This window comes from Nonomuraea endophytica (genome assembly GCF_014203235.1).
GTDB classification, from domain to species: Bacteria; Actinomycetota; Actinomycetes; order Streptosporangiales; family Streptosporangiaceae; genus Nonomuraea; species Nonomuraea endophytica.
This window is the reverse complement of record NZ_JACHIN010000027.1, coordinates 37,953-51,762: the sequence shown is the minus strand read 5'-3', so window position 1 is coordinate 51,762 and position 13,810 is coordinate 37,953. Positions and strand designations below refer to the sequence as shown.

Annotated in this window: 11 protein-coding genes; 7 read left to right on the top strand and 4 right to left on the bottom strand. The window is 72.1% G+C overall.

Features of this window, described 5'->3' with window-relative positions:
• Window position 1: 1 nt before the first annotated feature.
• Both HNR40_RS51335 and HNR40_RS51330 read right to left on the bottom strand, forming a co-directional pair.
• A complete protein-coding gene (locus tag HNR40_RS51335; RefSeq protein ID WP_221341856.1) occupies window positions 2–1,852 on the bottom strand; it encodes a trypsin-like peptidase domain-containing protein in 1,851 nt (616 codons plus the stop codon).
• A gap of 99 nt (window positions 1,853–1,951) precedes the next feature.
• Window positions 1,952–3,178, bottom strand: a complete 1,227-nt coding sequence (locus HNR40_RS51330; protein ID WP_184975662.1) for a C39 family peptidase — start codon at window positions 3,176–3,178, stop codon at window positions 1,952–1,954.
• Window positions 3,179–3,500: 322 nt separating this feature from the next.
• Between HNR40_RS51330 and HNR40_RS51325 the strand changes: the two genes are divergently transcribed.
• From HNR40_RS51325 to HNR40_RS51295, 7 genes are read left to right on the top strand one after another with little or no spacing between them, the layout of a single operon-like run.
• Window positions 3,501–4,994: an amidohydrolase gene (locus HNR40_RS51325; protein ID WP_184975659.1), complete on the top strand. Its 1,494-nt coding sequence runs from the start codon at window positions 3,501–3,503 to the stop codon at window positions 4,992–4,994.
• Between the two features lie 15 nt (window positions 4,995–5,009).
• Window positions 5,010–6,515 carry an ABC transporter substrate-binding protein gene (locus HNR40_RS51320; protein ID WP_184975656.1) on the top strand — a complete coding sequence of 502 codons (1,506 nt, stop codon included), beginning with the start codon at window positions 5,010–5,012 and terminating at the stop codon, window positions 6,513–6,515.
• Window positions 6,508–7,449 carry an ABC transporter permease gene (locus HNR40_RS51315; protein ID WP_184975653.1) on the top strand — a complete coding sequence of 314 codons (942 nt, stop codon included), beginning with the start codon at window positions 6,508–6,510 and terminating at the stop codon, window positions 7,447–7,449. Before HNR40_RS51320 ends, HNR40_RS51315 begins: the two co-directional genes overlap by 8 nt.
• A complete protein-coding gene (locus HNR40_RS51310) occupies window positions 7,446–9,101 on the top strand; it encodes a dipeptide/oligopeptide/nickel ABC transporter permease/ATP-binding protein (RefSeq protein ID WP_184975650.1) in 1,656 nt (551 codons plus the stop codon). The genes HNR40_RS51315 and HNR40_RS51310 overlap by 4 nt, the downstream gene beginning before the upstream one ends.
• Window positions 9,094–9,936 (top strand): ATP-binding cassette domain-containing protein, encoded by an 843-nt coding sequence (locus tag HNR40_RS51305; RefSeq protein ID WP_184975647.1) that lies wholly within the window; start codon window positions 9,094–9,096, stop codon window positions 9,934–9,936. Before HNR40_RS51310 ends, HNR40_RS51305 begins: the two co-directional genes overlap by 8 nt.
• Window positions 9,933–11,240 carry an amidohydrolase family protein gene (locus tag HNR40_RS51300; protein ID WP_184975644.1) on the top strand — a complete coding sequence of 436 codons (1,308 nt, stop codon included), beginning with the start codon at window positions 9,933–9,935 and terminating at the stop codon, window positions 11,238–11,240. The genes HNR40_RS51305 and HNR40_RS51300 overlap by 4 nt, the downstream gene beginning before the upstream one ends.
• Window positions 11,240–12,142 carry an amidohydrolase family protein gene (locus HNR40_RS51295; protein ID WP_184975641.1) on the top strand — a complete coding sequence of 301 codons (903 nt, stop codon included), beginning with the start codon at window positions 11,240–11,242 and terminating at the stop codon, window positions 12,140–12,142. Before HNR40_RS51300 ends, HNR40_RS51295 begins: the two co-directional genes overlap by 1 nt.
• 7 nt (window positions 12,143–12,149) lie before the next feature.
• On the opposite strand, the gene HNR40_RS51290 is transcribed toward HNR40_RS51295, so the two are convergent.
• Window positions 12,150–13,178, bottom strand: coding sequence for an NAD(P)H-dependent flavin oxidoreductase (locus tag HNR40_RS51290; protein WP_184975638.1), 1,029 nt, complete (start codon window positions 13,176–13,178; stop codon window positions 12,150–12,152).
• A gap of 2 nt (window positions 13,179–13,180) precedes the next feature.
• Entirely contained in the window at window positions 13,181–13,780 is a 600-nt protein-coding gene (locus HNR40_RS51285) for a flavodoxin family protein (protein ID WP_184975635.1), read from the bottom strand.
• Window positions 13,781–13,810: the final 30 nt, after the last annotated feature.

Here is a 13,810-nt window from a genome sequence, read left to right as displayed (position 1 = left end):
CCTAGGGGGCGTCGTAGCCGAGGGTGTAGGCGCCGGCGCCCTGGTAGGCGTGGACGCGGTAGCGGTAGTAGCCGGCAGTGCCGGTGTAGGTGAGCGTCTCGTCGGGACCCGCGGTGGCGCCCTGGGCGACGTTCGCCCAGCTGGAGCCGTTCCACTTCTGCAGGTACAGGTCGTAGTCGGTGCTCGCCGGCCCGTCCAGGCAGGCGCGGTGGGGTCCGGTCGTGGTGGTTTGGAAGTACTGGCCGTCAGGCTGATACTGGCTGGCGCCGCTGGTCAGCGACCCGGTCTTGGTCGTCTCGTAGCCCGGACAGCCCTGCGGCGGACCGCTGCCGAGAGTCAGGGTGAACGTCGCCGAGCGGGTCACCGAGGCGCCGGTGCCCACGACGGTGACCGTGTAGCTGCCCGTCGGCGCCTGCGCGGTGGTGGCAAGCGTCAGTGTCGAGGACGCGCCGGCCTGGATGACCGAGGGCGAGAACGACGCGGTGACGCCCGCCGGCTGGCCGGTGGCCGCGAGCGTGATCTGCTGCGCGCTCCCGCCGGTCACCGCGCTGGACACGGTCGAGGTGGTCGTCTGTCCCGGCTGCACGGTGGCCGAGGACGGGGACAGGGCCAGCGAGAAGTCGTTGCCTCCGGTGGGCGGGTTGTTGTCGATCATGCCGGAGATCTCGTTGTAGACCTCGGTGATCCTGGTGCCCCAGTTCGGGCAGCCGCCCAGGTGGTGCAGGGCGATCACCTTGTGGCTGGAGGCGGCCAGCACCGGCGAGCCGGAGTTGCCGCCCGAGGTGTCACAGCGGTAGCCGGTGTTGACGCCGGAGGACACCACGTCGATCTTGCAGGTGGCGCCGCCCTGGGTCTCCTCGAACAACGACAGCCGCTTGGGCCGCGCGTCGCCGTGGCCGGGGATGTAGATCCGCTCACCGGCGACCGGCGGGCGCGGGTCGAGATACAGCGTGCCGAACTGCTGGATGGCGGCGAAGTCGGCGACGCTGAACAGGGTGTAGTCCAGGGCGTTGAGCACGCTGGTCTTGAGGAACTGCCCGCCGCCCACCTTGGTGCCGGCCCGAGGGTCGTTGCCGCCGCAGGTCGCGCACTGGTAGTCGAACTGGAACTCGCTGGCGGCCAGGTCGGCGGCGTTCTCCATGCAGTGGTTGTTGGTCAGCATGCGGTTGGTGTTGCCGACCCGCCACGCGGTGCAGTGGCCCAGGCCGTCGAGGAGCTGGCGGGCGACCGCGTTGCCCCTGGCGTACTCGGTGGGGTGGCTGTCGCGGTAGCAGACGACGTCGCGCCGGGCGTCGGTGCCGCAGACCGAGAAGCTCTTGGGTGCGCGGGCGGCGGCTTCGTCGCCGGTGAAGCCGCGGTAGTAGCGGTTGATGACGGCGCCGTAGCCCAGCCCGGCGAGCCGCGCGGCCGAGCGCCGGCCGGTGGTGTGCAGGGTGATCACGGCCGTGTCGCCGTCAACGGACATCGCCGCGAAGCCCGGCGTGCCGTGGACGGTGTGCCCGGATCCGCGGGCGTTCGCGCCGAGCGTCGGGTCGCCGTAGTAGGTGTGGACCTCACGGCGGTCGGGGCCGGCGACGGTGACGTAGTCGCCGGGGACGAGCTTGAGCGCGGCGAAGTGGACCTTGATGTAACTGGATCCCGGTCGCCGGATCCGCGTCGTGTGCTCTGCCGCGCCGTAGCGCAGCTTGAGGTCGGCAGCGTGCTGCTCGCCGGCGGGGGTGACCGGGTCTGCCTGCTGCTGGGCCGGTGGTGGGGTCGCTGCCTGCTGCTGGGGTACGGCTGCCGCGGCCGGTGCGGCCGTCGCGAGGATCGCGGCTAAGGCCACGATCGCAGTCCAGGGCTTGTGACTCATGCCAATGACACCTCCGCCTGGGGGGAAGACGGTTGGCCGAGGCTAACCCCGAACGTGCTACGTACCGGTATCCGTCATCGGTACTGAACCTGCGCCGGGTCACCAGTTGGCGGGCAGGCCGGGAGTGTGGGCGGGCAGGCGGTGGGCGGGCGGGCGGATCACGTAGGCGATGCCGGCGCTGCTGGAACTGCGCAGCCAGACGTTCTCGAAGGCGGCGCGGGGGTAGACCCGGCGGGCGTCGTCGTTCGTCGGCGAGTTGGCCGGGTCGTTGACGATCACGTCGCCGGTCCTGGTGAAGCCGATGACGACGAACAGGTGGCCGTCGGTCCCGTACCCGGCGCCGGGCAGCTCTTCCTCCTTGAACGACTGCGAGGTGATCACCGGGATGCCGGCCTTGATGAACCGCTCCAGCTCCGTCAGCGTCCGCAGCCGGGTGACGAACCCGTCGAGCCCGTAGCGGCCCGCGTAGGCGGTGTTGAACGGCCAGTTCCCCGCGCCCTCGTAGTCCAGGTCGTAGACGTAGCGGGCGGTGTAGTCGACCTCGGGGCTCGGGTCGCTGGGATCGACCCAGGCCAGGTCGGCGGGGCTCGGCCCCTTGCGCCAGTAGCCCAGCACCATCGCGGTCGAGGTGGGGCTGCACCACGCCTGGCCGCCGCCGTCCCACTCGGGATAGTGGCCGAGGTGGATGCCCTGCGAGCGGCGCGGCACCTTGAGCTCGACGCCCCACGCCCCGCCGCCGGGGCTGACGGGCACGCTCGCCCGCTTCGGCACCGCGGACGCCATCGCCCCCAGGGTGCGCACGACGGGCCCGCCCGCCTGGCCGGGCTTGCGATAGAGCGTGACCCGGAGCTGGTAGGAGTCGACCGGCCGGCCCTTCGCGGCGGCGAACGTGTCGACGTTGACGGTGCCGTCCGCGTCGGCCTGGCCGGACACGGAGGTGCGGCGGATGTCGGCGTCGCCGTAGGCCCAGCGGCCCAGGACGTACCACTTGGTGCGGGGTGACGTGCCGCGCAGCTCGATCTGGATCCAGGTGCCCGCGGGGGTGTCGGCTGTCCAGGAGCCGATCAGCTCGGTGGCGTCGAATCCGACCCGGGTGTCGCGGCTGGTCCAGCGGGCGTACTCCCAGCTCGCGCCGCCGTACTCGGTCACCCCGGCGGGTGCGGCGAAGCTGAGGGCGGCGCCGGTGGCGACGCCTTCGGCGGTGCCCGCGCGCAGGGCCGCCCGCTGGTAGACCACCGGGGGCGGTTTCGCGCCCGCGGCCGCGTGGAGCGGCGCGGGGATCGCGGTCAGGAGCAGGATCACCAGCAGCACAGCCAGCTTGCGCATCGGGCCTCACCTCCCGCGGAAGGTAACACCGCAAATACCGCGTTCGCATCGGATGAGTTACGTATTCGGCTGTGATTGCGCAATCGATTTCGCTGAAGAAACGCACTGTCGGAAGGGGGTACTAGTCAGATTTTCGGCTACTTCAGAGCAAACGATTGACATCCTCTCGCTTCACATGGACACTCAGCCGCAACGTCGGTGTGAAGGGACCTCCGAGTTGGCTACTTCGGACCTGCTGTTGATGAACGCCCTGGTGACCACGCTCGCCGAGGACGGAAGGACGTCTTCCGAGGCCTCCGCCGTGCTCATCAGGGATGGACGCGTGACATACGTCGGAGAGGACGCGGTCGCCAGAACGATGGCCGGCCCGGCGGTCCCCGTGATCGACGCCGGGCGGCGCAGGGTGGTGCCCGGTCTCATCGACGGGCACACCCACTTCGTCCGCGCCGGACTGACCTGGAACGACGAGGTCCAGTGGGGCCGGGAGCCCACGCTCGCCGGAGCCCTGGAACGGATCGCCGAGGCCGCCGCCGAGCGCCCGCCGGGCACCTGGATCAAGGTCATCGGCGGCTGGCATCCCGAGCAGTTCGCCGAGCGTCGGGCGCCCACGCGCGAGGAACTGGACCGCTCCGCACCGGACCATCCGGTCTTCGTCCAGCTCGGCTACTCGTGGGGCCTGCTCAGCACCGCCGCCCTGCGCGCGGTGGACCTGGGCAAGACGGCCGCCGAGGGCCTGGACGCCGGCGCCGTCGACCCGTCCGGCGTGCTGCGCGGCATGGCGGCGATGCGCTGGCTCTACTGGCAGCTGCCCGTGCCCTCGCCGGAGGAGCAGGTGGCCTCCACGGCCGCCGCCTCCCTCGCCTTCAGCGCCGCCGGGATCACCGGGCTCATCGACGGCGGCGGCGCCAACACCGGCCCCGACGTCTACTCCGCCCTCTACGAGACCTGGCGGCGCGGGCTGCTCACCGTCCGGGTGCGCACGACCGTGCACGCCTCACGCCCGCACGCCGAGCCGGAAGAACTACCCGGCTACCTCCGCTACCTCGCGCCGGGCTTCGGCGACGACATGCTCAGGGTCCTCGGCATGGGCGAGATCATCCACTACAACGTGCACGACGGCTTCTCCCGCAGCCCCGACCTGTCGGAAGGCTCGCTCGAAGCCCTGTATTCGACCTTCGCCGACTGCGCCCGCCGCGGCTGGCCGGTGCAGATCCACGCCATCAGGGCCGACACCATCGAGGCCATCGTGGGCCTGTGGGAGCGGCTGGACTCCGAGATCCCGCTCGCGCCGCTGCGCTGGGCGATCGTGCACGGCGAAGGCATGAGCCGGGCGACGGTCGGGCGGATGGCCAGGCTCGGCGCCGGCGTGCTCGTGCCGGCCATGCTCAGGTTCGAGGGCGAGGAACTGATCGAGGCGTGGGGCGAGGAGGCGGTGCTCCAGGCGCCGCCGCTGCGCGCCCTGCTCGACGCGGGCGTGCCGGTCGGCGGGGGCACCGACGCGATGCGGGTGGCCTCCTACCGGCCCTTCACCGCCATGCACTGGTACGTCTCCGGCCGCGAGATCGGCGGAAGGCGGATCAGGGCGGCCGACAACCTGCTCACCCGTGCCGAGGCGCTGCGCATCTGCACCGGCGGCAGCGCCTGGTTCAGCTTCGAGGAGCACCAGCGCGGACGGCTGGAGCCGGGCCTGCGCGGCGACCTGGTGGTGCTCGACAAGGACTACTTCACCGTGCCAGAGGACGAGATCCCCGGAATCGGCGCCGAGCTGACCGTGGTCGGCGGCGTGCCCGTCTGGGCCGGTCCCGCGTTCCGTTAGAGAAGGAGAGCCGTCATGTCCTACCGCAAGCTCGTCGCGGCGGCACTCGTGGCCGCGGCGATCACCGCGTGCTCGGCCGGGAACCCCGGCCCGTCCGCCGCTCCCGCGGCGGCGGCCGGAGGAACGCTCAGGTTCGGCGTGGGCTTCACGCTCGACGACTGGGAGCCGTTCAACAAGCCGAACAACACCTACGTCTCCGTCCTCTTCGAGCAGCTCGTCGAACAGGCGCCGGACGGCATCGAACTGCTGCCCAGGCTCGCGACCTCGTGGAAGGCGACGGGCGAGCAGGTGGAGTTCACGCTCAGGACCGGCGTGGTCTTCCACGACGGCACGCCGTTCGACGCGCAGGCCGTCAAGGTCAACCTGGAGCGGATCCGCGACAGCATGACCGAGTTCGCGACGATCATGAAGCCGGTCGAGGAGATCCTCACCCCCGACGCCTCGCACGTGGTGCTCAAGCTGAAGCGCCCCGCCCCGGCACTGCCCGCGCAGCTGGCCAGGACCGGCGGCTACATGCTGAGCCCCAAGACCATCAAGGACGGCACGTTCAAGACCCAGCCCGCCGGAACCGGCCCGTGGAAGTACAACGCCGCCCAGTCGATCCGCGACTCCAAGGTCGTCTTCGACTTCTTCGACAAGTACTACGAGCCGGACAAGGTCGGCCCGCGCCGCCTGGAGATCCACACCATCGCCGACGACGACAGCGGCTACAACGCGCTGGTCACCGGCCAGGTGGACGTCGTCTCCGTGGCCGCGCAGTACAAGAAGCGCGCCGACACCCAGGGCCTGAAGTCGCTGTGGTACCCCGGCCTGCGCTACCACTTCCTGTTCTTCGACCGCAAGGACACCTTCGCCGACCCCCGCGTACGGCAGGCCGTCTGCCACTCCCTGGACACCAAGGCCCTGCTCGACGGCCAGTTCGAGGGCCTGGGCGAGAGCTACCCGCAGCGCTTCAGCGAGGGCCAGCCCGGCTACAACCCGGAGGTGCGCGGCTACACCCGTGACGTGGCCAAGGCCCGCGCCCTGCTGGCCGAGAGCGGCAAGAAGGACGTGACCTTCACCTTCCCCGTCTTCCCCGGCACCGATCTGCTGGGCGAGCTGGTCCGCAGCCAGCTGGCCGAGTCCGGGATCACGGTCAAGGTGGAGAAGATGTCGATCCCGCAGTACTTCTCCACCTTCGACCGATACCCCGCGGCGTACAACACCAGCAACAGCGAGAGCACCGGCCCGCTCGACTACTACTCCTACAGGTTCGCCCCGGACGGCGGCGGCAACCCCTACAAGACCGGCTCCCCTGAGCTGGAGAAGCTGGCCGAGCAGGCGCTGGAGGGCGGCACGGACGCCGAGCGCGAGGTCCTCTACCGGCGGATGACCCAGATCATCCACGACCAGGCGCTCGACTGCGGCTTCTTCAGCCGCCCGATCACCTTCATCTGGGACCCGCGCAAGGTGGACAACATCGTGCCGACCCGGTTCGAGCCGTCGGTCTTCCGCTACAAGGAAGCCCGCATCCATGCGTAAGCTCATCCTCTCCCGGCTGGTCGCCCTGCCGCCGATGCTGCTGCTGGTGTCGGTCGTGGTGTTCCTGCTGACCCGGGTCGGGGTCGACCCGACCCGGCAGATGCTGGGCGAAGGGGCGAGCGAGGCGCAGCGGGCGGCGCTGCGCCAGCAGCTGGGCTATGACCAGCCGCTGGTGGTGCAGTTCGGGTCGTGGCTGGGCCAGGTGTTCAGGGGCGACCTCGGCACCTCGTTCTTCACCCAGCAGCCGATCGTGTCCAGCCTCGCCGAGCGGCTGCCGGTCACGCTGGCGATGGTGGCCGGCGGCACCCTGTTGGCGATCGCCGTCGGCGTGCCCGCGGGCATCTGGGGCGCGCTGCGGGCCGGCTCGGCGATCGACCGGATGATCACCGCGGTCACCTCCGCCGGGCTGGCCATGCCGGGGTTCTGGCTGGCGCTGCTGCTCATGCTCTTCTTCGCGGTGGAACTGCGCTGGTTCCCGGTGCTCGGGTTCACCCGGTTCGCCGACGGGCCCGGCATGTGGGCGTACGGGCTGGTGCTGCCGTGCGTCGCGCTGGGGCTGCACTCGGCCGCGGTGATCGCCCGGCAGACCAGGGGCGCCATGGCCGAGACGCTGCGCGCGCCGTACGTGCGGGCGCTGCGCGCGGTCGGCACGCCACGCCGCAGGATCGTCTACCGCTACGCGCTGCGCAACGCCATGGTGCCGATCCTGACCGCGGCCGGCCACGAGGTCGTCGTACTGCTCGCGGTCAGCTTCGTGGTCGAGCGGGTGTTCGCCATCCCCGGCACCGGCACGCTGATCCTGGACGCGGTGGTGCGCAACGACGTGCCCGTGCTGCAGGGCGGGATCGTGCTGGTCGCCTGCCTCGTGGTGCTGATCAACCTGGCCGTCGACGTCGGCTACGGGCTGCTCGACCCGAAGGCGAGGCCGCAGTGATCACTGTCTCCCGGCTGCTCAGGCAGCCAGCCACGCTCGTCTGCCTGGCGTTCCTGCTGCTCCTCGTCGTGGCCGCGGTGGCCGCGCCGTGGCTGGCGCCGTACGACCCGTCGGCCGTGAACGTGACGGGCAGGCTGGAAGGGCCGAGCGCCGCGCACTGGCTGGGCACCGACGAGCTGGGCCGCGACCAGCTCTCCCGGCTCATCTACGGCACCAGGATCGCGCTGCGCGCCTCGGTGCAGGCGGTCGGCCTGGCCCTCGTGCTCGGCGTGCCCGCCGGGCTGGTCATCGGCTACTTCGGCGGCTGGTGGGACCGGGTGGCCATGCGGGTCGTCGACGCGGTCAGCTCGATCCCGGCGCTGCTGCTGGCGTTCGGCGTCATCGCGCTGCTCGGGCGCGGCCTCACCAACGCGATGCTGGGCGTCAGCGTCATCTTCGCCATCCAGTTGCTCCGGCTGACCCGCGGCATGGTGCTGGCCGAGCGCGAGCTGCCGTACGTGGACGCGGCCCGGGTGCTCGGGCTGTCGGCCCCACGCATCATGTTCGGCCAGATCCTGCCCAACGTGGCGGGGCCGCTGATCGTGCAGTCCTCCATCTACCTCGGCTTCGCGCAGCTCTTCGAGGCCATGCTCAGCTTCCTCGGGCTCGGCGTGGACGTGGGCGACGCCTCGTGGGGGCAGATGCTGGACCGCTCGCGGGCCTACGTGGGCGACCAGCCGTGGCTGCCGGTCTTCCCCGGTCTCGCCATCATGCTCACGGTGCTGGCGTTCAACCTGATCGGCGACGGCCTGCGCGACGCCATGAGCGGGGCGCGGGCGCCGGCGCCGACCTGGAAGCCGCCGCCGGTCCGGCTCGTGCCCGCCGAGCCCACGCGGGCGCTGCTCTCGGTGCGCTCGTTGACCGTCGCCTTCCCCGGCGCGGCCACCGTGGTCGAGGACGTCAGCTTCGACATCGCCGAAGGCGAGGTCTTCGGCCTCGTCGGCGAGTCCGGCTCGGGCAAGACGATGACCGCGCTCGCGCTGGCCGGCCTCCTGCCGCCGCCGGGCGCGGTGACCCAAGGCAGCGTACGGCTGGCCGGCCGCGAGCTCCTCGGCCTGCCCGACCACGAGCTGGCCGCCCTGCGCGGCCCGGAGATCGGCATGATCTTCCAGGACCCGCAGTCGGCGCTGTCGCCGGTGCACACCATCGGCAGGCAGCTCATCGAGCCGCTGCGCACCCACGAGGGCCTGTCCCGCAGAGCCGCCCTCGACCGGGCCGCCGAACTGCTCACCCTGGTCGGCGTGCCGGACGCCCGGCGCAGGCTCGGCGACCACCCCCACCAGTTCTCCGGCGGCATGGCCCAGCGCGTGGTCATCGCCAGGGCACTGGCCGCCGGCCCCCGGCTGCTCATCGCCGACGAGCCCACCACGGCGCTCGACGTGACCGTGCAGTGCCAGGTGCTCGACCTCCTGCTCGACCTGCGCGAACGGTTCGGCATGACGATCCTGCTCATCACCCACGACCTGGGCGTGGTGGCCGACGTGTGCGACCGGGTCGCGGTCATGCGCGCGGGCAGGATCGTGGAGCAGGCGCCCGTCGGCGGACTGTTCACCACGCCGGAACACCCCTACACCGCCGCCCTGCTGGCCGCCTCCGGAGGTGCCCATGCCTGACCGGCCGCTCCTGCGGGTGGAGAACCTGCGGGTGAGCTACGAGATGGGCCGCACCCTGTGGAAGGCCCGCCGCTTCGACGCGGTGAAGGACGTCAGCTTCACCGTCGCCGCCGGGGAGACGTTCGGCCTGGTCGGCGAGTCCGGCAGCGGCAAGAGCACCACGGGCCGGGCGGTGCTCAGGCTGGTGCGCCCGGCCGCCGGGACGATCGAGTTCGACGGCCACGACCTCGGCGCGTTCGGCCCGCGTACGCCCCGCTGGTACCGGCAGGCCGTCCAGGTCGTCTTCCAGGACCCGCTGGCCTCCCTCAACCCCCGGCACCTGGTGGCCAAGACGCTGACGCTGGCCCTGCGCGCGGGCAACGACGGCGGCACCGGCGGCGTCGACGAGCTCCTCGACCAGGTCGGCCTGGCCCGCGAGCTCGGCGGACGCTACCCGGCCGAGCTGTCCGGCGGCCAGCGCCAGCGGGTGGCGATCGCGCGGGCGCTGGCCGTACGGCCCCGCCTGGTCATCTGCGACGAGGCCGTCAGCGCCCTCGACGTCTCCACCCAGAGCCAGATCATCGAACTACTGCTCAAGCTGCAGCGAGAGCTCTCGCTGAGCCTGCTGTTCATCTCCCACGACCTGGCGGTGGTCCGGCGGATCAGCCACCAGGTCGGCGTGATGCACCTGGGCAGCCTGGTCGAGCAGGGCGGCGCCGAAGAGGTCTACCGGCGGCCCCGCCACGCGTACACCCGCATGTTGCTGGACTCGGCGCCGGTGCCCGACCCCGTCGTCCAGCGGGAGCGGCGCGCCCGCAGGCGCGCGCCGCAGGAACTCACGGAAGAGGAAGCATGACGATCCTGATCAGGGGCGGACACCTGCTGACCATGGACGACGCCATCGGCGACGTGCCCGGCGGCGACCTGCTCATCGACGGCTCGACCATCGTCTCCGCCGGCCCGTCCAACCCCGGGGCGCAGGCGGATGAGGTGATCGACGCGACCGGCATGATCGTGCTGCCCGGCTTCGTGGACACCCACATCCACCTGTGGCAGACCGTGCTGCGCGGGCTGGCCTCGGAGCTGTGGCACGGCGAGTACTTCACGTCGGTGCTGCCCTACCGCTCCAGGTTCCGCCCCGAGGACGTGTACGCGGGCGGCCTCGCCGGAGGCAGGGAACTGCTCGGCAACGGCGTCACCACCGCGCTCGACTTCTGCCACTGCATCGCGACGCCGCGGCACTCCGACATGGCCGTGGCCGGGCTGATCGACTCCGGCATCCGCGGCGTGCACGGCTACAGCCTGCGCGACAAGCCGCCCGGCCACTTCACCTCCCACGACCAGCGGCTCGCGGACGCCGTACGCGTGCAGGAAGGGCTGGGGCACGACCGGGTCTCGCTCATGCTGGCGCTCAGCGACCTGGAGACCGTGGACCTGGCGACCAGCGCCAAGGAGGTGGCGTTCGCCCGCGAGCGGGGCCTCGGGATGACGATCCACTCCAACTACGCGGGGCAGATCACCGCCATGCACGAGGCCGGACTGCTCGGCCCCGACCTCGTGCCGGTGCACGGCAACGTCGTCACCGACGACGAGATCAGGATGCTGGCCGACGCCGACGCCACCCTGTCGTCCACCCCGGCGGTCGAGATCGGCCTCGGCTCCTCGTTCTCGATCGTGCGCAGGGCGGTGAAGCTCGGGCTGCGGGTCGGCTGGGGCTGCGACATCGTCACCTACACCGACGCCGACCTGCTCGGCCAGATGCGCCTCGGCTACCAGCTCACCTGCTACCTCGACAGCGAGGAGGAGCGCTCGCAGGGCCGTGACGGCCGCCGCCGTCCCGGCATCCCGACGCTGACGGCGCGCGAGGTGCTGCGCATGGCCACCGTGTACGGCGCGCGGGCCCTCGGCCTGTCCGCCCGGATCGGCAGCCTGACCCCCGGCAAGGAGGCCGACGTCATCCTGGTGAAGGGCGGCTCACTGGCCGACCCGGCCGCCCACGTGCTCATGCAGTGCAACGGACGGGACGTGGACACCGTCCTGGTCGCGGGCGAGGTGCGCAAACGGGCAGGACAGCACGTCGGGCTCGACCCGGAGCGGTCCGGCGCGCTCATCGACGCCGCCCGCGCGCACGTGCTCGCCGAGTTCCCCAGCCACGACTGATGCGCGTCGACTTCCACGCCCACCTGTGGACCGACGACTACCTCGACCTGCTCGACTCCTACGGCCGCGCCGCCACGGCGACCCAGCGCGGCACCGGAGCCGGCACCTCCCCGGCCGAGATGTCCGCGCGCTTCTCGCTCATGGACGCGGCCGGCATCGGCCTGCAGGTGCTGTCGGCGACCCCGCAGGCGGCCGACTTCGCCGATCCGGCCCACGCGCTGACCGCCGCCCGCCACGTCAACGACCTGTACGCCGAGACGGTGCGGCGGTGGCCGGGCCGCTTCGCCATGCTGGCCGCCCTCCCGCTCCCGCACGCCGACCTGGCCTCGGCCGAGCTGGCGCGGGCCATGGACGACCTGGGCGCGGCGGGCGTCGCGATCAACTCCAGCGCGCTCGGCCACACCTCGCTCCTTCCCGTGTACGCCGAGCTCGACCGGCGCGGCGCCGTCCTGTTCGTGCACCCGGCGGGGGAGTTCGCGGCCGATCCCCGGCTGCGGTGGGCGGTCGGCGCGCCGGTGGAGGACACGGTCGCGGCCATGCGGCTCATCGTCGACGGCGTCCCGCTCCGCTACCCGGGGATGCGCATCGTCGTCCCGCACCTCGGCGGGGCGCTGGCGATGCTGACCGAGCGGGCCGACCACCAGGTGTCCGGGCTGGCGGAGCCGCCCAGCGTCACCGCCCGCCGGATGTTCTACGACACCGTCTCCCACGGCCACGCGCCGGCCCTGCGCGCGGCGGCGCAGACGTTCGGGGCCGACCGGCTGGTCCTGGGGACGGACTTCCCGTTCCTGAAGGGCGAACTGTTCACCGGCGCGGTCTCCTACCTGGCGGAGGCGTTGAACCCGCAGGAGGTGGAGCAGGTCACCCGGCGGACCCCGTCGAGCTTGCTGACACGGGGCTGAGCCAGGCTCAGTCCCTTGTCAGCGCGATCAGGACGTCGGCCGCCCTGGCCGCGCGGGCCAGTGGGGCCGCCTGGCCCGCCCACAGGTTGACCAGGCCGGGCAGGCCGCTGGCCGCTGCTTCACGGCGGATCGGGAGCATCAGGGCGTTCTGCACTGGGTAGGGCGGGACGTCCTGCTCGTGGGTCTCCATCTCGCGCAGGAAGCGGTTGGGGATGGCGCGGGCCGTACGGCCGGAGAACAGGCGCGTCAGGACCGTCACCCGCGCGTCCGGCCCGAGCAGCGCGTCCTTGTGCGTACGGCTCGCGCCCGACTCCTCGGTGGTCAGGAACGCGGTGCCGACCTGCACACCGTCGGCCCCGAGCGCGAGCGCCGCGCGCACCCCCCGCCGGTCGGCGATGCCCCCGGCGGCGATCACCGGGATGTCCACCGCGTCGGCCACCTGCGGCACCAGCGAGAACGTGCCCACCAGCGACTCGCGCACAGGCCGCAGAAAGGCGCCCCGATGCCCGCCCGCGTCGCTGCCCGAGGCGACGACGGCATCCAGCCCCGCCTCCCGCAGGGCCACCGCCTCCTCGACCGTGGTCGCGGTGCCGATCGTGACGATGCCCGACCGCCTGGCCCCCTCCAGAACCCAGGCGGGCGGCACGCCCATCACGAAGCTGATCACCGGCGGAGCGGCCGCGAGCAACGCCTCCGCCTGCTCGGCGAAGCCGGGATGATCCGCCCGCGCGGGCGGCCCGACCCCCAGCTCCTCGTAGTAGGGCCGCAGCCGCTCCACGTCAGCCGGTACGGCCCGCAGCCCCTCCTCCTCCGGCTGGGGCACCCACAGGTTGACGGCGAACGGCCGCCCGGTGGCCGCCTTCAACGCGCCGACCAGCGCCCCGAGCTCGTCGCCGCCGAGAATGTGCCCGCCGTAGGACCCGAGCCCGCCCCCTTCCGACACCGCCGAGGCCAGGGCGACCGACGACAGCCCGCCGCCGAACGGCCCCTGCACGACCGGATGCTCGATGCCCAGCAACTCCTGGAGCCTGCCCATGATCAGGCCACCGCCCGCTCGTGCCGGCCTCGGGCGAACTGCGCGGCGGTCGCGGCCACGCGCCGCCCGAGGTGCTCGGCCGTGCGCAGGTCGGACTCCATCGGGGCCGCGTCGGGGCCCAGGTCGGAGGGCGACTGCGCCATCGCGCCGAGGAAGCCGCCGAGCCGGTTGAGGTCCTGCGGGGAGCCGCCGGAGGTGTAGAGCCAGCCGGGCGGCAGCCCGAGCGTCGCCCAGTGCATGCCGTGCTGCGCGCCGAACAGGGCGAGGGAGGTCAGGGTGTTGAGCTTGTCGCCGTTGACGCCGGCGGAGTTGGTGAAGCCCGCGCCGATCTTGTCCCGCCAGCCCATCTCGCTCCAGACCTTGACGCTGGCCTCGGCGAAGGCCTGGAAGATCGCCGACTGGCTGCCCATGTACGTGGGAGTGCCGAAGATGATCGCGTCCGCGCCGGCCAGGGCCTGCCAGAGCGCTTCATCCAGGACGCTCACGTCGCGCAGGTCGGCGCGGGCGCCGGGCACGGAGTCCACGCCGGCGGCCACGGCGCGGGCCTGGCGGGCGGTGTGGCCGTAGCCGCTGTGGTAGGCGATCGCCACTGTTGTCGTCATGAGGCGGACACTAGACGACCGGTCAACTAT